The organism is Roseospira navarrensis (assembly GCF_009601025.1).
In the GTDB taxonomy this organism is placed as follows: Bacteria; Pseudomonadota; Alphaproteobacteria; order Rhodospirillales; family Rhodospirillaceae; genus Rhodospira; species Rhodospira navarrensis.
The window spans coordinates 1-16,520 of record NZ_WIVE01000037.1; the positions used below are offsets into that span (position 1 = coordinate 1).

A 16,520-nucleotide genomic window follows, 5' to 3' on the forward strand; every position below is an offset into this window, starting at 1 on the left:
CCGGATCGCGGATCACGATGACAACGGGCAAAGACCCCATCCTGAGACGATCACACGATCCGGTGCGGGGCCCCGGGTGGCCACCCGGGGCCCCGCAACCCGGCATCTCCACAATGCCACAAATCAAACAGACAATCCTGAGTGCCCGAAGGGGGCGAAGGATCTCGTGAGGCGGGACGACCCATGATCCTGATCGGCGATGCCCCGGCCTCGTCCGGCTTGTCGGCTGCGCCCTACGTCGGAGGGGCCGTCTCGTCGGCCCGTGGGGGCTGGGGCCGTCGCCGCTCCCGCCGGTGGCGGATGTAGAGCACCAGGACGGCGATGCCCCCCAGCGTGAGCGCGGTCGGGAACAGGGCGACCATCAGGGGCACGCTCGCGACGGCCACCACCGCCGCCACCACCAGACCGACGGCGGGGATCAGCAGCAGAAGGGCGAAGACGACATTGCAGCCGACATTGACCGGGTCGATCCCGTTCGGCCCCGGTGACGACCTGGGGGACGACCTGGGGGACGACTCGGGGGGTGGCGCCGCCATCGGCTCAGGCCCCTGCCCGCTCCCGGCCGGCGGCGCGCCAGCGCAACGCCAGGTCGCCGGCGTGGCCCACCAGCGCGGCCACCAGCCACGTCCCGATCCAGGGCCACGGAGCCCCCTTGAGCGCCGCGCCCAGGGCCATCACCAGCGCCGCGCCGGTGGCCAGGTTGAGCAGGATGCCCCAGGGCAGGCCGCGCCGGCCCAGCCGGCGGTGCAGCCAGGCGAGGCCCAGCGCCTCCAGCAGCACCAGCGCCACCAGCAGATCGGCGACGGCCCCCGACTCATACAGATCGGCGAGAACAGCGGTCATGCGGGTCCTGGATACGCGAGGCGGGTGCGGAGGGAGAGACCGAACGACTCCCCCCGGCAGGGGGAAGGTTGGAAGGGGGCATCGGGCCTCAGGCCGCCTGACTGGTGCGGCCCGAGGTCAGCAGGCCGTACAGCGCCTCGGGCGTTTCCGCGCCGCGCAGTTTGTCGCACATGCCTCGGTCGCGCAGCAGGCGGGAGACCCGCGCCAGCGCCTTCAGGTGGTCGGCCCCGGCGCTTTCCGGCGCCAGCAGCAGGAAGATCAGGTCCACCGGCTGTTCGTCGATGGAATCGAAGTTGATCGGCCGCGCCAGACGGGCGAACACACCGTACATGCCGGACAGGGCCGGAAGGCGCCCGTGCGGGATCGCGATGCCGTTGCCCACGCCGGTGGTGCCGAGTCGCTCCCGCTCCAGCAGCACATCGAACAACACCCGCTCGTTCTGGCCGGTCAGGTCCGCCGCCCGGTGGGACAGCGCCTGCAACGCCTGTTTCTTGCTGGTGACCTTGAGCGGGACCATGACCCCGTCGGGGGAAATGAGATCGGCTATGTCCATCACTGGCCCTTCGCAGACAACGCTTTCGGATGCCATCCATGGCTGGCGGACGGTACGGCTCACGGCGGCCGCTGGCAGAGGCCCCCAAGAGGCCCTTAAGTGGCCCTTAAGTGGCCCCGCACCGGGGAGACGCCTGACAGGCCCCGGCCGGATCGTCGGCGGCCCGTCCCGCAGGCCGAACCCACCCCGTCCGGAGGCCCGGGCCGGGCCCTCACGCCGGGCTGTTGAGCGGCGGCGCGCGCGGGTCGGGGCGGCGTCACGTGTGCCCGGCATCGGTCGGCCCGTCAAGCCCCCGCGGGCCCTTGACGGACCCGGCGGCACGCCAGGGACCACCCTGGACTCCTGCACAGGCAAGGTCCGGAAGCCCCTCCGTCTTTGGATCTGGTGCCCTGTCTATTGAGACGACGTCTGTCTGGACGACGTCCGTCCGGACGAGGCTGACACGGGCTGGTCGGTGCGCTCTCCCTCCATGGACCGAGATCAAGGCAACGCTTTAGCGTGCGTCCGCGTGCCGGTCCATGCAAGGAAAATCGATACGACCGCAATCCGTTCCACGTTACGCCGACCGACGGCGCATGCGGGTGCGACTCAGTCGCTGCCTGGGATGGGCGCGACGGCCATCCCGAGCGCGGGCGGGGGGGTCCCGGCCGGTGTGTGCGCGTCCGCGACCGCCGCGCCGAGCGCCGTGCGCAGCGGAATCACGCCCGACCAGACCGGCCAGGACAGGTCGGCCTCGTCGTCCATCGGACCGCCGTCGCGCACCTTGGCGGAGGCCTCGTCCAGCGCCAGCGACAGCACCGCCGTGGCCTTCAGTTCGGTGTCGGTCATGGGGCGCAGGGCGTCCCAGCGGCCGGGGTAGAGGGACTCGATGAAGCCCTTCAGCCGGGCGCGCTTGGTGTCGGGATCCTCGATCCGGTGGGCGCGCCCCAGGATCATGACCGAGCGGAAGTTGGCCGAATGGTGCATGGCCGAGCGCGCCAGCACCAGCCCGTCCAGGATCGAGACGGTGACGCAGACCTCGGTCCCGTCGGCGACGGACAGGGTGCGGTTCTTGCTGGCGCCGTGGATGTAGAGGTGATCGCCTTCGCGCCAGTGGAAGGTGGGCGTCACATAGGGCTGGCCGTCCACCACCACGCCCACATGACACAGCGGCGCGGCATCCAGGATGGCGTCGATGGTGGCGCGGTCGTGGTGACCCCGGCCGGGCTTGCGGCGCAGGCGGACGCGGTCGGAGGGCGGCGGGGTGGTCTCGACGGAAGGGGACATGGCGATGCGGGTCCAGGTGATGTGGAAGCGCGCAGTATGCGCCCTCGTCCGGCGTCTGCCTACGGGCGCGGCCGTGACGAGGTCTCCAGGTGCCGCAGGATGTCGGCCACCCCGTCCGCGACGGCGCGGCCGGCCGTGTCCACCACCAGGCGCTCGCCGTCCCAGGGGGCATACTCGCGCGCCTGCACCTGCGCCCAGGTGGGCAGGCGCTGCCCCGGGATATCCGCCGGCCGCGTCTCCACCCGCCGCCGGTGTTCCTCGGGGTCGGAGCACACGACCTCCACATCCAGCAGCGGCACCCCGGCCCGGGCCGCCACGTCCCGCCACGCCGCGCGGGTCAGGGCGATGGGATTGACCGAGTCCGCCACCACGAGGTGCCCCAGCGCCAGATTGTCGGCGGCCGTCCCATACGCGGCCCGGTACCCCGCATCGACCGCAGACGCCACGCCCAGGGCCGAGTCCGTAATGCCCTGTTCCAGGGTGTCGATCCGCAGCCACACCGCCTTCAGCCGCGCCGCCAGCGCGCGGGCCAGTGTGCTCTTGCCGGTGCCGGGCCGTCCGGCGAATGCGATCAGCATGGGGGCTCCGTCCGTTCCCTCGGGGGTTCGTGATCCCTATACTCCAGCGCGATGACCGAACGCCACGCCCCCGCAGAGTCCGCCCCCGGCGCCCCCGGCGCGCCGCTGCCGCGCGTCGCCGTCCCCGCCGTCCCGGCGCTGGCGGCCAGTCCGCGCGCGGCCGTGCTGGTGCATCCGGACGGCGAGGTGGAGGAGAACACCCCCGCCGTCATCGGCCGCAAGGCCGCCGACCTGCGCCCCCTGGTCTGCCACGAACCGGCCATGGCCAGGCGATTGGGCCGGGACAGCCTGTTCTGTCACGACATTCTGGCGCTGTACGCCTTCGTCCGCCCGGCCCGCTTCGCCCTGCCCACCATCGCCGGGCTGGCGGAGGCCCTGGGTGAGCCGCGCCCCGGCGATCTGGTGGAGCAGGCCCTGGTCCTGCCCCGGCTGGCCGGGCTGCTGCTGGACGAACTGACGACGCTCATCCGCCAGGACCAGGCGGACGCCCGCACCCTCGCCTTCGCCATGGCGCGCGGCGGCTGGCCCTGGGGCGGGCCGGTGCTGGCCGCGCTGGGGGCGCGCGGCGACACGCCGCACGGGTCCACCATCGCCCGCGCCTTCCGCGTGTGGGAGCGCCTGACCGAGATCAGCGAGCACGCCCCCGAGGTCGCCGCCGGTCATCTGCCCGTGACCGACGCCGAGGCGCGCGGCCGCCTCGCCACCCTGCTGGGCCGGGGCGCCGAGGACCGCCCGCAGCAGGCGGACTACGCCAGCGCCGCCGCCGCCGCCTTCGCGCCCCGCGAGGCCAAGGGCGCCCCGCACATGGTGCTGGCCGAGGCCGGCACGGGCGTGGGCAAGACCCTGGGCTACATCGCGCCGGCCAGCGTGTGGGCGGAAAAGAACGACGGCGTGGTGTGGATCGCCACCTACACGCGCAACCTGCAACGCCAGCTCGACGGCGAACTGGACCGCCTCTACGCCGATCCGGCGGAAAAGGCCCGCCGCGTGGTCATCCGCAAGGGGCGCGAGAACTATCTGTGCCTGCTGAACTTCGAGGAGGCGGTCTCGCGCCTGCCCACCCACCAGGCCGCCGCCGTGCCCCTGGGCCTGATGGCGCGCTGGGCGCTGGCCACCCGCGACGGCGATCTGGTCGGCGGCGACTTCCCCGGCTGGCTGGTGGACATCCTGGGCCGGGGCTGGTCGGTGGCGCTGGCCGACCGGCGCGGCGAGTGCATCTTCGCCGCCTGCACGCACTTCAACCGCTGCTACATCGAAAAGGCCGTGCGCCGGGCGCGCCGGGCGAAGCTGGTGGTGGCGAACCATGCGCTGGTGCTGGTGCAGGCCGCCCTTGGGGGGCTGGAGGACGGCACCCTGCCCACCCGCTACGTGTTCGACGAGGGCCACCACCTGTTCGATGCGGCCGATGGGGCCTTTTCCGCCCACCTGTCCGGCCTGGAGACGGCCGAACTGCGGCGCTGGCTGCTGGGGGCGGAGGACGGCTCGCGCAGCCGGGCGCGCGGCCTGAAGACCCGCGCCGAGGAGCTGGTGGGCGAGGCCCCGCGCGCCGCCGAAGCGCTGGTGGAGGTGCTTCAGGGCGCCCGCGTGCTGCCCGGTCCCGGCTGGCATGCGCGTCTGGGCGAGGGCGGCGGGCGCGGCCCGACGGAGCGGTTCCTTTCCCTGGTGCGCGAACAGGTGCTGGCGCGGGCGCGCGATCCGGACAGCCCCTACTCCCTGGAAGCCGAGGTCGCCCCGCCCCTGCCCGGCCTCGCCGAGGCCGCAAACGCCCTGGATCTGGCGCTGCACGGACTCGACCAGCCGGTGGCGCGACTGATGAAAGCCCTGGAACAGCGCCTGGACGACGAGGCCGCCAGGCTGGACCCCACCACCCGCCAGCGCATCGAAAGCCTGATCCGCAGCCTGGAGCGCCGCGCCCTGCTGCCGGTGCGGGCGTGGCGCGCCATGTGCCGGTCGCTGCAGAGCGAGACCCCGCCCGAGTACGTGGACTGGCTGGGGATCGAGCGCGCCTATGGCCGCGACATGGATGTGGGCCTGCACCGCCACTGGGTCGATCCCACCGAGCCCTTCGCCATGGCCGTGGCGAGCCGCGCCCACGGGCTGCTGGTGACCTCGGCGACGCTGCGCGATGGCTCCGGCGATGCCGAGGACGACTGGCAGGCGGCGGAGCGCCGGACGGGCGCCGTCCATGTGCCCGAGGCCATGCGGGCCGCCGTGCCGTCGCCCTTCGACTACCCCAGCCAGACCCGCGTGCTGGTGGTCACGGACGTGCGCAAGGACGAGCCGGACCGCATCGCCGCCGCCTATCGGGAACTCTTTCTGGCGGCGGAGGGCGGGGCGCTCGGCCTGTTCACCGCCATCGGCCGGTTGCGGGCCGTGCATACGCGGATCGCGCCGGAGATGGATGCCGCCGGCCTGCCGCTCTACGCCCAGCACGTGGACGGCATCGACCCGGCGACCCTGGTGGACATGTTCCGGGCGGAGGAAAACGCCTGCCTGCTGGGCACGGATGCGATGAGGGACGGCGTGGACGTGCCGGGCCGCTCGCTGCGGCTGATCGTGTTCGACCGGGTGCCCTGGCCGCGCCCCGACATCCTGCACAAGGCCCGCCGGGCGCACTTCGGCGGCCGCGCCTATGACGACATGGTGACCCGCCTGCGCCTGAAGCAGGCCTTCGGCCGGCTGGTGCGCCGCGCCGACGACCACGGCGCGTTCGTGCTGCTCGACCCCATGATGCCGTCCCGGCTGGCGGGCGCGTTCCCCGAGGGCGTGGCCATCGAGCGCATGGGCCTCGCCGAGGCGGTGGAGGCGGTGCGCGGGCTGGCGTGAGGGGGCACCGGCAGCACGCTCGTGCACGAGATCCTTCCGTCGCTTCGCTCCGTCAGGATGACATCCTTTCATTTTTTGTGTCATCCCGAGCGAGCGGAGCGAGCCGAGGGATCTCGGGAGGCATGCTCTGACTGCGCCGAATGTGCCGACATGAGAACCTGAACGCGTCGGCCCCGACACCGCCCGCCCGCTCTTGCCTTTTCGCGATGTTAGCGATATCATCCGCAGACTGGCGCGGGTCGTGCGCGGGTGTCTGCGGGAGGGTATTGGCGATGCTGGATCGGGATTATCCGCTGCTGGTGGGCAGCTACAGCGACATGGACGCCCTGGCCCATCAGCCCTACGCGCCGGTGCCCGGGCAGGGCATCTACGCCATGACCCTGGGCGCGGACGGCCGCCTGAGCCTGACCGACACCATTCCGGCCCTGAACCCGGCGGTGCTGATCCCGCACAGCAACGGCCGGGTGATGTACGCCATCGTCGAGACCATCCGCGAGCCGGGCGAGGTCCGGCGCTACACGGTCACCGAGTCGGGCTCGCTGGCCTTCCAGGAGGCGTTCCGCGCCTCCGGCAAGTCCACCTGCTATCTGGCGCTGTCCCCGCGCAAGGACGCGGCGATCGTCATCAACTACTGGGACGCCATCATCGACGTGGTGGACGTGGATGCAGACGGCCGGCTCGGCACGGTGCGCCAGAGCTTCAAGCAATTCTATCGGCCCGAGGGCACCTGGCGGCAGGTGCAGACCCGCGAGGACCACTGGGGCAACCGGCAGGTCGGCCCCCATGCCCACTGCGCGCACTTCTGGCACGACTGGGTTTTCATTCCCGACCTGGGCGAGAACGCGGTGTTCCAGTACCGCTACGATGCGGACGCCAAGCAACTCACCCCGGAATGCCACATCGACTTCGAGCCCGGCTCCGGCCCGCGCCACATGGCGATGCACCCGACGCTGGACCTCTGCTACGTCTCCAACGAGCTGTTCAACACCGTCTGCGTCGCCCGCCTGGACGCCAGCGACCCCGCGACGGTCAAGCCGCGCCTGATCCCGGTGCAGTACGAGTCCACGATCGACAACCGCGACGGCGTCAGCTACGTGTCCGAAATCAAGCTGTCGCCGGATGCGCGCTTCCTCTACGTCTCCAACCGGGGGGACGACTCGCTGGCCATCTTCCGGGTCGGCGCGGACGGCCTCCTGGAGCGCGCCGGGCTGGTGCCCACGGGCGGCAAGTTCCCCCGCCACTTCGGGATCACGCCGGACGGCAAGGCGGTCATCGTGGCCAACCAGGATTCCGGTCACGTGCGCGTGTTCGCCCGCGACGTGGAGACCGGGCGGCTGACCATGACCGACGAGATCCAGGACATCCCGGCCCCCAACTACATCCGCTTTCTGTGACCGCGCGGCCGGGCGCCCACGGTTGCGCCCGGTCCCGGCCCGCTCCGACCAGGGGAGGCCCGTCATGCCGAAGTTTTCCGCCAACCTTGGGTTCCTGTGGCGGGACCGCCCGCTGCCCGAGGCCATCCGCGCCGCCAAGCGGGCCGGCTTCGACGCCGTCGAATGCCACTTCCCCTATGACGAGGACGCCGACGCGGTCAACGCCGCCCTGGCCGAGACCGGCTTCACCATGCTGGGCCTGAACACGCGGCTGGGGGCCAACGGACCGGAGGACTTCGGCGTCATGTCGTTGTCGGGTCGCGAGGCCGAGGCCCACGGCCTGATCGACGAGGCGCTGGCCTACGCCGTCGCCATCGGCTGCCCCAACATCCACGCGGTGGCCGGCCGCAGCCACGGCGCCGAGGGCGCGCAGGCGGTCTACAAGGCCAACCTCGCCTATGCCTGCGAGCGCGCGGGGGCGCACGGCCGGACCATCCTGATCGAGCCCATCAACCAGCGCGATGCGCCGGGGTTCCACCTGCGCTCCGTCGCCCACGCGCTCGACACCATCACGGCCGTGGGCGCGCCCAACCTGAAGCTGATGTTCGATGCCTACCACACCCAGATCACCGAAGGCGACCTGACCGAGCGCGTGCGCGCCGCCCTGCCCCACGTGGGGCACGTCCAGATCGCGGCGGTGCCGGACCGGGGCGAGCCGGACGCGGGCGAGGTGAACTATCCGGCCTGGCTGGCGGCGCTCGATGCCATGGGCTGGGACGGCTACGTGGGCGCCGAGTACAAGCCGCGCGGCGCGGACACCGACGCCGGCCTGGGCTGGCTGAAGGGGTATGGGCGTTAGGATCCGCCCGCGCCCACCAACCGACCTCCGGACCTGAGAGGGACTTCCGATGACCACGCCCGCCGCCCAGACCCGCGTCGCCTTCATCGGCATCGGCCTGATGGGCAGCCGCATGGCGCGCCACCTGCTGGACGCCGGCTTCCCCGTGACCGTGCGCGACACCGCGCGGGAGAAGGCGGCGGCCCTGATCGACGCCGGGGCGCGCTGGGCCGGGTCGGTGGCCGAGGCCGTGGCCGACGCCGATCTGGTCCTGACCAGTCTGGCCGGGGCGGCGGTGATCGAGCAGGTCTATTTCGGCCCCGACGGCGTGGTGCCGGCGGCCCCCAAGGACGCCGTCCTGATCGACCTGAGTTCCCTCGCCCCCGCGCTGGCGCGGGAGAACCACCGCCGCCTGACCGAGGCGGGCTATGCCCACCACCTGGACGCCCCGGTCTCCGGCGGCGTGTCGGGGGCCGAGGCCGGCACGCTGTCGATCATGGTCGGCGGCCCGGAGGCCGACCTGGCGCGCGCCCGCCCGGCCCTGGAGACCATGGGCACCGTGTTTCATCTCGGCGGCGCGGGCGCCGGACAGGTCTGCAAGCTGGTCAACCAGGCCATCGTGCATGTGACCATCGGCGCCGTGACCGAGGGCCTGATGCTGGCCACCGCCCTGGGCGTGGACGCCGGCAAGGTGCGCGAGGCCATCCGGGGCGGCTATTGCCAAAGTCGCATCCTGGATATCCACGGCGAAAAGATGGTCGAACGCGATTTCGTGCCCGGCGGGCCGCTGGAATACTCGGTCAAGGACATGGCGATGGCGGTGGAAATGGCGCGCGACGGCGGCCTGGACCTGCCCCTGAGCGGGTCGGTGCTGGACCGCTACCGGGCGCTTCTGGACAGCGGCCAGGGCCGGCTGGATCACTGCGCACTGCTGCTGGCCTATGAGGAGGCCAACGCGCCCCACCGCGTCTCGCCGGACCGGCCCGACCGCCTGCCCTGACGGGCGCCGGGCCTGTGCCGGGCCAGTGCCGAACAGGTGGATGAGTCACAAAAGAACCAGATCCCCGCCAAAGGAAGTAAATCCGACGGCGGCGTCGGTTTCCGTTTGGTCCCATCGGGTCCTGGACTTCGACTCATAGAGCGAATTCCGAAAGGGTTATTGGACAAATCTGACGGACGTGTTACGATGTCGGTTGTGTTATCGATACCAGCGACAGGCGGGTGGAGATAAGGCAAAGAACGGCGGGGTGGAGGACAGCAATGCCAAGAATCCGTTTTGACTCCGTCGAAAAGCGATTCGGCCAGACCATGGTGCTCCCTCCGTTTGACCTGGATTTCGACGACGGCGAGTTCACCGTTCTTGTGGGACCCTCCGGCTGCGGCAAGTCCACCACCCTGCGCATGCTCGCCGGGCTGGAGGAGGTGACCAGCGGCGAAATCTGGTTCGACGATCGCCCCATCAGCCGCCTGGAGCCCAAGGACCGGGACATCGCCATGGTGTTCCAGGACTACGCGCTGTATCCGCACATGAACATCGCGAAGAACATGTCCTTCGCGCTGCGCCTGCAGAAGGTGCCCAAGGCCGAGATCGACGCCAAGGTGGCCAAGGTGGCCGAGATGCTGGGCATCGAACAGCTTCTGGGCCGCAAGCCGGGCGAGCTGTCCGGCGGCCAGCGCCAGCGCGTGGCCATGGGGCGGGCGCTGGTGCGCGATGCCTCCACCTTCCTGTTCGACGAGCCGCTGTCCAACCTGGACGCCAAGCTGCGCGGCAAGATGCGCACCGAACTGGCCGAGATGCGCAACACCCTCGACAAGAACATGGTCTACGTCACCCACGATCAGGTGGAGGCGATGACCCTGGGCGACCGCATCGTGGTGATGGCCAACGGTCTGGTGCAGCAGCAGGGCTCGGCCGAGGACCTGTTCAAGACGCCCGCCAACAAGTTCGTCGCCGGCTTCATCGGCAGCCCGACCATGAACTTCCTGGACGCCACCCTGGTGGACGACGGCGGCACCCTGACCGCGCAGGGCCCCGGCTTCTCGTTCGCGCTGCCGCCGTCGATGCGCGAGCGCACGGCCGGCCTGTCCGGACCCGAGGTGATCGCGGGCATCCGCCCGGCCAGCTTCGCGCTGGCCCCGGACGACGCCCCCGCCGGGTCGCGCATCGATCTGTCCATCAAGGTGTCCGAGTACCTGGGCACCCAGACCATCCTGGTCACCACCTGCGGCGACCATGAAATCCTGGTGGAGCTGGACAGCGGCGCCCGGTTCCAGCGGGGCACCACCATGGGGTTCGTCGTGGACCCCGAAACCATCATGATCTTCGACAAGAAGACGGAACTCCGCCTGTAGGACACTTTCCCGCGGGTCGCGGATCGCCGGTCCGGCCGCCCGCTTTCCATGGAAGGAGGAAACGATGCTGAAGTTTGCCAAGGGCGTCGCGGTCTCGGTCGCGGCGCTGGCGATGACGGCGGGAACGGCCTGGGCCAATCCCTACGAGCCGTACGAGGGCACCACGCTGGTCGTCAACTTCCCGGCCCACCCGCATTACAACGCGGTGATGGAGGTGCTGCCGCTGTTCACCGAGGAGACCGGCATCGAGGTCGAGGTGGACCTGCTTCAGTACATGAAGATGCGCGAGAAGCAGACCCTGGAGCTGACCAAATCCGGCGGCGACTATGACCTGATCGCCTATGTGGTGTTCTCCAAGGCCGACTATGTCTACGCCGACCAGCTTGAGAACCTCGCCAAGTACTTCATGAACCCGCGCCTCGCCGACCCGAACTATGACGCGGCCGACCTGATCGACGCCTACGTGGAAAACATCAGCTCGGTGGGCGGCACCAAGGGCTACCTGCCCGGCCCGCTGGACTCGGTCTACGGCATCCCGTTCGGATCCGAGACCTCCATCCTGGGCTACCGCACGGACATCTTCGAGAAGCACGGCCTGGAGGTCCCGGAGACCTACGACGAGCTGCTGGACCTGGCCTGCCAGATCCCCGAGCTTGAGCCCGGCATGGGCGGCCTGTCGTCGCGCGCGGCCTCCGGCCACCACGCCAGCCACGCCTTCCTGCTCCACCTGGCCCCGCTGGGCGGGCGCATCTTCGACGACCAGTGGACCCCGATCGTCAACAACGAAGCCGGCGTCGCCGCCGCCGAGGCGCTGAAGACCATCGTGGACTGCGGCCCCGAGGGCGCGCAGACCTTCGGCTTCGCCGAGGCCGGCGCGGCCTTCCTGCAGGGCCGGACGGCCATGTTCCTGGACTCGACCGTGTTCGCCGGCCAGGTCAACGACCCCAGCAAGTCCACCGTGACCGGGCTGGTGGGCTGGGCGCCGCATCCGATGGGCGAACGGCGCGGCTCGCAGACCGGCGGCTTCGGCATCGCCATCCCGAAGAACGCCGAGAACAAGGAAGCGGCCTTCCTGCTCATGCAGTGGCTGACCTCCAAGCGCGTGGACAAGCTGATCGCGCTGGCCGGCGGCAACCCGTCGCGCTACTCGACCCACCTTGACCCCGAGGTGAACGAGAAGTTCCCGCACATGGCCATCTTCGGCGAGGCCCTGCGCCATGCCGATCCGGACTGGCGGCCGATCATCCCGGTGTGGGGCAAGATCAACGCCGACCTGGGCACGGCCCTGTCGAAGGTGCTGACCGAAGACCTGGACATCCAGGAGGCCCTGGACGGTGTGGCCGAGCGGACCCGCGTCATCATGGACGAGGCCGGCTACTACACCTGGACTGAGCAATAAGACCCGGCACGCCGGCGGCATCCAACGCGGATGCCGTCGGCCCCGGCCGGGATTTGCTCTCGGACAACCCCGCGCGATGCGCGCGCGATCAGGGGGGACGGGTCGAGATGGCCGCCGCACAGATCAAGCGCATGACCCCGTACATGTTCCTCGCCCCCGCGGCGGCGATCATGATCGTCGGGTTGCTGTACCCCATCGGGTACATGGTCTACGCCAGCTTCCTGGACTGGAACCCCAGCCAGCGCATCGGCGAGGCGGACTTCGTCGGCCTGCGCAACTACGTCACCCTTCTGAACGACGCCGCGTTCCGGGAGTCCGCCGGGGTCACGCTGACCTTCTCGGCCATCGTCGTGGTCGTCGAAATGGTGATCGGCGTGGGTCTCGCCCTGCTGCTGGACCGCAACATCCGGGGCATCTCGGTGCTGCGCACGCTGTTCATCCTGCCGATGATGATCGCGCCCATCGTGGTCGGCCTGATGTGGCGGTACATGTACCATCCCTCGGTCGGCATCTTTAACCAGACCCTCAAGGAATGGGGCTTCGAGCCCATCCCCTGGCTGTCGGACTCCGGCTGGGCGCTGACGTCCATCATCATCGCCGACATCTGGCAGTGGACGCCCTTCATCTTCATCCTGGCGCTGGCGGCGCTGCAGTCCCTGCCGCGCACATCGCTGGAAGCCGCGCGCATCGACGGCGCGTCGGGCTGGCAGCAGATCGTCTATATCAAGCTGCCGCTGATGATGCCCGTCCTCGTGGTCACCGCCCTGCTGCGCCTGATCGACTCCTTCAAGGTGCTGGAGGTCATCCTGGTCATGACCAACGGCGGCCCGGGGCTGTCCACCGAGATCCTGTCGCTGCGGATCAGCCGCACCGCCTCCGAGTTCCGCGAACTGGGTCTGGCGGCGGCGATGTCGAACTATCTGCTGCTGATCCTGCTGACCCTGACCGTCATCATGTTCGTCTACAACAAGGTCGTCGAAAGCCGCGCGCAGGCGATCCGTCAGCAGGCGGAGGAGGCCTAGGCCATGTCCCAGACCCACGAGCGACAGAACCCGGCCTTCTACGCCCTCGTCTTCGCGCTGGTGATGATGGCGATCGGGCCGATCTACCTGATGCTCACCACGTCGCTGCGGTTGAACGTGGACATCATGAGCGACGCCTCGGCGCTGTTCTTCATGCCCACCCTGCGCAACTACGAAACCGTGCTGTGCGACGTGCTGTGGTACACGCCGGAGCACGTGGGGTACTGCGACCCCACCTTCGGGCGCGCCCTGGGCAACTCGCTGATCGTCGCGCTGATCTCCACCGGCATCACCCTGATCGTGGGCTGCATGGCGGCCTATGCGCTGGTGCGCTTCCGCTTCATGGGGCGCGGCACCCTGTCCATGACCACGCTGATGATGCGCATGGTGCCGCCGGCCGTGCTGCTGGTGCCGGTGTTCGGAATCTGGACCTTCCAGTACCACATGGACGGCACCTACGCCGGCATCATCCTGGTCTACGTGGCCATGAACCTGCCGTTCGTGATCTGGATCCTGCAAAGCTTCATCGTGCAGGTGCCGATCCAGCTTGAGGAGGCCGCGCGCATCGACGGCGCCAACGCCTTCCAGGTGTTCTTCCTGGTGGTGCTGCCGATCATCAAGCCGGGGCTGGCGGCGGCCTCGATCTTCACCTTCCGCATCGCCTGGAACGAATTCCTGATCGCCAACGCCCTGCTGGACCGCTCCACCCGGACAGTGCCGGTGACCATCGTGAACTCGCTGACGGAATACGACATCGACTGGGGCGTCATCATGGCCACCGGCATGCTGTTGGCCATCCCGCCGATCATCTTCACCTTCGTCGCGTCCAAGCAGATCATCACCGGCATGACCGCCGGCGCCGTGAAGGGGTGAGGCCCCTCGCCCGCCCAGGACAGCGGGTTCAGGTTAACATGACGGCCTGTTCCGCGCCGCCTGAGCAGGCCTCTCGAGATCCCTCGTCTCGCTTCGCTCACTCGGGATGACAAAAATCAATTATAAGATGTCATCCTGAAGCCGCGAAGCGGCTGAAGGACCTCGAGCGCAGGGAGCGCAGGTCTCCGACCCCCTGCAAAGACCTGGTAGAGCGATCCCGTTACCCTGAGACCGTCGCCCTGCTCGCCCGCCCCGCCCGCTTGCCTCCCGCGCCCCGGCCCGCTATGCCGGGCGCGGATGACCGGCGGGAGGAGGGCCGACAGATGACCAGCGCGGAGAGTGCGACCCGAAACGGCGTGGATGCCGCCACGGCCGAGGCCGAAGGCTCCGGCCTGTCCCCCTGGTCCGCGCTGGTGGGCGTGCCCCATGTGGACGTCGCCCCGCACCCCGGCCCGATCACCGCCGAGATCGCCCTGCCAGGCTCCAAGAGCTATTCCAACCGCGCCCTGCTGTGCGCCGCCATGGCCGAGGGGCGCTCGACCCTGACCGGCCTGTTGCGCTCCGACGACAGCTACTGGTGCGCCGAAAGCCTGCGCCGCCTGGGCGCGGGCGTGACCGTGGACGGCACCACGGTGACCCTCGACGGCATCGGCCGCCGCCGCCCCCGACCGGAGGCGCGGCTCTACATCGGCTCCGCCGGCACCACGGCGCGGTTCCTGCCGGGACTGCTGGCGGCGGGCGGGCCGGGCGCCTTCACCCTGGACGCCAGCCGCCAGATGCGCGGCCGGCCCATGGCGTCGTTGCTGCTGGCCCTGCGCCGGATGGGAGCGGACATCGACTGCCCGGAGACGCCGGACGCCCCGCCCCTGACCATCCGGGGCGTCTCGATGCTGGGCGGGCCGGTGCGCATGTCCGGGGCGCTGTCCAGCCAGTTCATCAGCGGCGTGTTGATGGCGGGGCCGCTGGCGCTCAACGGCGTGCATGTGATGATCGACGACCACGTGGTGCAGAAGGACTACGTGGCCATGACCCTGGACATGATGGAGCAGTTCGGCGCCGTCGTGGAGGCCGATCCCGACCTGACGGACATGCGGGTGGAGACGGGCGGGTATCGCCCGGCGGACATCGCGCTGGAGGCGGATGCCTCCACGGCCACGTATTTCTTCGCCCTCGCCGCCGTCACCGGGGGCACCGTCACCGTGACCAACGTGGGGACGGAGACCCGGCAGCCGGACCTGCGCTTCATCGATGTGCTGGAGCGCATGGGGTGTCGCGTCGTGCGCGCCCCCGGCGCGGTGACGGTCGCCGGTCCGGCGGACGGGCGCCTGCGGGGCGGCCTGGACGTGGACATGCGGCCCCTGTCGGACGCCACCCTGACCCTGGCCGCCATCGCGCCCTTCGCCGACGGGCCGGTCTCGATCCACGGCGTGGCCCACATCCGCAAGCACGAGAGCGACCGCATCGCGGTCATCTGTGCCGCGCTGGCGGCGCTGGGCGTGTCGGTGGAGGAACGCCCGGACGGCCTGACCGTGCATCCCGGCCGGCCCTCGTCGGGTGTGATGGAGACCCACGACGATCACCGCGTGGCCATGGCGCTGTCGGTGCTGGGCGTGGCGGCCGAGGGGGTGCGTCTGCTGGAGCCCGGCTGCGTGTCCAAGACCTGCCCGCCGTTCTTCGACCTGCTGGCGGACCTTGGGATCGGCGTGACGCGGGGGTGAGCGCGTCGCACCGGGCGCCGTTCAAGCCGCGCCGGTGGCGATCAGCCGTTGATGCCCTGCTGGATGGCCATGGCGACCGCCTGGGTGCGGTTGGCCGCGCCGATCTTCTTGAAGATGCTGCGCATGTGCGACTTGACGGTGATTTCGGTCAGGCCGAGATGCAGCCCGATCTCCTTGTTGGATTCCCCGCGCACCAGTAAAGAGAGCACCTGCACCTCGCGGTTGGTCAGGTCGGCGAAGCGGCCGCCCGGCTGTTGCGCGGCGGGCGTGGACTCGCCGTCGCCGCCGCCGGAGCCCAGCAGGTGGGCGGAGAAATACGGCTGGCCGCTCAGGATCAGCCGCAGGGCATGGACGAACGAGGCCCCGCTCATGGCCTTGGGCAGGTAGCCGGACGCGCCCAGTTCCATGGCGCGCAGCACGTCTTCGCGCACCACCTGGCCGGTGATGATGACCACCGGCACGTCGGGGCAGGTCTTGCGGAAGGCGCTGACGGTTTCCACGCCGGCCATGCCGGGCATCTTCAGGTCGAGCAGCAGGAGATCCGGCTTGCGCTCCGACGCCATGTCCAGCGCGCTGTCGAAATCCACCGCCTCCATGATGTCCACGTGTTCGGCGAGATCGGTCAGGAACGGACGGATACCATCGCGAAGCAGGGCGTGATCATCCGCCAGCAAGACTCGGACGGTGCCGGCCCGGCTCATGGTCGGTTCCTCAGGCGTCATGCTTTAAAAGCCTTTTTCAACCCGTGTTCCGCACGGTCACCGTTCCGTGACCCCTTCGCTGCGTGACCGATCCAGACGGGACCCCATGCGTGTCCCGCCGCGCCGGCGCGCCCTGCGCGTCAGTCTGAAGGATCAGGGACGGGCCCGGCCGGGTCAC

15 protein-coding genes are annotated in these 16,520 nt (G+C 70.1%); 9 read left to right on the forward strand and 6 right to left on the reverse strand.

Annotated elements, in window-relative coordinates; genetic code table 11:
• Positions 1–233: 233 nt before the first annotated feature.
• From GHC57_RS12045 to GHC57_RS12065, 5 genes are all read right to left on the reverse strand, one after another.
• Positions 234–536 (reverse strand): hypothetical protein, encoded by a 303-nt coding sequence (locus GHC57_RS12045; protein ID WP_153344544.1) that lies wholly within the window; start codon positions 534–536, stop codon positions 234–236.
• A gap of 4 nt (positions 537–540) precedes the next feature.
• On the reverse strand, positions 541–843 hold the full coding sequence (locus tag GHC57_RS12050) for a hypothetical protein (protein ID WP_153344546.1): 303 nt from the start codon (positions 841–843) through the stop codon (positions 541–543).
• An 88-nt stretch (positions 844–931) separates the two neighbouring features.
• Entirely contained in the window at positions 932–1,396 is a 465-nt protein-coding gene (ptsN, locus tag GHC57_RS12055) for a PTS IIA-like nitrogen regulatory protein PtsN (protein WP_153344548.1), read from the reverse strand.
• A gap of 588 nt (positions 1,397–1,984) precedes the next feature.
• Positions 1,985–2,662 (reverse strand): pyridoxamine 5'-phosphate oxidase family protein, encoded by a 678-nt coding sequence (locus GHC57_RS12060; protein WP_153344550.1) that lies wholly within the window; start codon positions 2,660–2,662, stop codon positions 1,985–1,987.
• 59 nt (positions 2,663–2,721) lie between these two features.
• Positions 2,722–3,240, reverse strand: a complete 519-nt coding sequence (locus GHC57_RS12065) for a P-loop nucleotide/nucleoside kinase family protein (RefSeq protein WP_153344552.1) — start codon at positions 3,238–3,240, stop codon at positions 2,722–2,724.
• A 51-nt stretch (positions 3,241–3,291) separates the two neighbouring features.
• On the opposite strand from GHC57_RS12065, the gene GHC57_RS12070 reads away from it, so the two are divergent.
• The 9 genes from GHC57_RS12070 (at position 3,292) to aroA (ending at position 15,641) form a co-directional block, all read left to right on the forward strand.
• Complete coding sequence (locus tag GHC57_RS12070) at positions 3,292–6,066, forward strand: ATP-dependent DNA helicase (protein ID WP_153344554.1); 2,775 nt, start codon at positions 3,292–3,294, stop codon at positions 6,064–6,066.
• Positions 6,067–6,338: 272 nt separating this feature from the next.
• Positions 6,339–7,460, forward strand: a complete 1,122-nt coding sequence (locus tag GHC57_RS12075) for a lactonase family protein (RefSeq protein WP_153344556.1) — start codon at positions 6,339–6,341, stop codon at positions 7,458–7,460.
• Between the two features lie 64 nt (positions 7,461–7,524).
• Positions 7,525–8,298: a hydroxypyruvate isomerase family protein gene (locus GHC57_RS12080; protein WP_153344558.1), complete on the forward strand. Its 774-nt coding sequence runs from the start codon at positions 7,525–7,527 to the stop codon at positions 8,296–8,298.
• A gap of 49 nt (positions 8,299–8,347) precedes the next feature.
• Complete coding sequence (locus GHC57_RS12085) at positions 8,348–9,277, forward strand: NAD(P)-dependent oxidoreductase (protein ID WP_153344560.1); 930 nt, start codon at positions 8,348–8,350, stop codon at positions 9,275–9,277.
• A 260-nt stretch (positions 9,278–9,537) separates the two neighbouring features.
• Positions 9,538–10,629, forward strand: coding sequence for an ABC transporter ATP-binding protein (locus tag GHC57_RS20275; RefSeq protein ID WP_153344562.1), 1,092 nt, complete (start codon positions 9,538–9,540; stop codon positions 10,627–10,629).
• 64 nt (positions 10,630–10,693) lie between these two features.
• Positions 10,694–12,028, forward strand: coding sequence for an ABC transporter substrate-binding protein (locus GHC57_RS12095; protein WP_153344564.1), 1,335 nt, complete (start codon positions 10,694–10,696; stop codon positions 12,026–12,028).
• Positions 12,029–12,135: 107 nt separating this feature from the next.
• The gene (locus tag GHC57_RS12100) at positions 12,136–13,050 is read left to right on the forward strand and encodes a carbohydrate ABC transporter permease (RefSeq protein ID WP_153344566.1); all 915 of its coding nucleotides are present in this window, start codon (positions 12,136–12,138) and stop codon (positions 13,048–13,050) included.
• Between the two features lie 3 nt (positions 13,051–13,053).
• Positions 13,054–13,923, forward strand: coding sequence for a carbohydrate ABC transporter permease (locus GHC57_RS12105; protein WP_153344568.1), 870 nt, complete (start codon positions 13,054–13,056; stop codon positions 13,921–13,923).
• 323 nt (positions 13,924–14,246) lie between these two features.
• On the forward strand, positions 14,247–15,641 hold the full coding sequence (gene aroA / locus GHC57_RS12110; protein ID WP_153344570.1) for a 3-phosphoshikimate 1-carboxyvinyltransferase: 1,395 nt from the start codon (positions 14,247–14,249) through the stop codon (positions 15,639–15,641).
• Positions 15,642–15,682: 41 nt separating this feature from the next.
• On the opposite strand, the gene GHC57_RS12115 is transcribed toward aroA, so the two are convergent.
• On the reverse strand, positions 15,683–16,363 hold the full coding sequence (locus GHC57_RS12115; protein WP_246152287.1) for a response regulator: 681 nt from the start codon (positions 16,361–16,363) through the stop codon (positions 15,683–15,685).
• Positions 16,364–16,520 lie beyond the last annotated feature (157 nt).

What these genes read in the sequence shown, in the direction of transcription:
- GHC57_RS12060 (WP_153344550.1), bottom strand. Translation starts at nt 2,662, where the DNA reads ATGTCCCCTTCCGTCGAGACCACCCCGCCGCCCTCCGACCGCGTCCGC.
- ptsN (WP_153344548.1), bottom strand. Translation starts at nt 1,396, where the DNA reads ATGGACATAGCCGATCTCATTTCCCCCGACGGGGTCATGGTCCCGCTC.
- GHC57_RS12085 (WP_153344560.1), top strand. Translation starts at nt 8,348, where the DNA reads ATGACCACGCCCGCCGCCCAGACCCGCGTCGCCTTCATCGGCATCGGC.
- GHC57_RS12045 (WP_153344544.1), bottom strand. Translation starts at nt 536, where the DNA reads ATGGCGGCGCCACCCCCCGAGTCGTCCCCCAGGTCGTCCCCCAGGTCG.
- GHC57_RS12100 (WP_153344566.1), top strand. Translation starts at nt 12,136, where the DNA reads ATGGCCGCCGCACAGATCAAGCGCATGACCCCGTACATGTTCCTCGCC.
- GHC57_RS12075 (WP_153344556.1), top strand. Translation starts at nt 6,339, where the DNA reads ATGCTGGATCGGGATTATCCGCTGCTGGTGGGCAGCTACAGCGACATG.
- GHC57_RS20275 (WP_153344562.1), top strand. Translation starts at nt 9,538, where the DNA reads ATGCCAAGAATCCGTTTTGACTCCGTCGAAAAGCGATTCGGCCAGACC.
- GHC57_RS12095 (WP_153344564.1), top strand. Translation starts at nt 10,694, where the DNA reads ATGCTGAAGTTTGCCAAGGGCGTCGCGGTCTCGGTCGCGGCGCTGGCG.
- GHC57_RS12065 (WP_153344552.1), bottom strand. Translation starts at nt 3,240, where the DNA reads ATGCTGATCGCATTCGCCGGACGGCCCGGCACCGGCAAGAGCACACTG.
- GHC57_RS12070 (WP_153344554.1), top strand. Translation starts at nt 3,292, where the DNA reads ATGACCGAACGCCACGCCCCCGCAGAGTCCGCCCCCGGCGCCCCCGGC.
- aroA (WP_153344570.1), top strand. Translation starts at nt 14,247, where the DNA reads ATGACCAGCGCGGAGAGTGCGACCCGAAACGGCGTGGATGCCGCCACG.
- GHC57_RS12050 (WP_153344546.1), bottom strand. Translation starts at nt 843, where the DNA reads ATGACCGCTGTTCTCGCCGATCTGTATGAGTCGGGGGCCGTCGCCGAT.
- GHC57_RS12105 (WP_153344568.1), top strand. Translation starts at nt 13,054, where the DNA reads ATGTCCCAGACCCACGAGCGACAGAACCCGGCCTTCTACGCCCTCGTC.
- GHC57_RS12080 (WP_153344558.1), top strand. Translation starts at nt 7,525, where the DNA reads ATGCCGAAGTTTTCCGCCAACCTTGGGTTCCTGTGGCGGGACCGCCCG.
- GHC57_RS12115 (WP_246152287.1), bottom strand. Translation starts at nt 16,363, where the DNA reads ATGACGCCTGAGGAACCGACCATGAGCCGGGCCGGCACCGTCCGAGTC.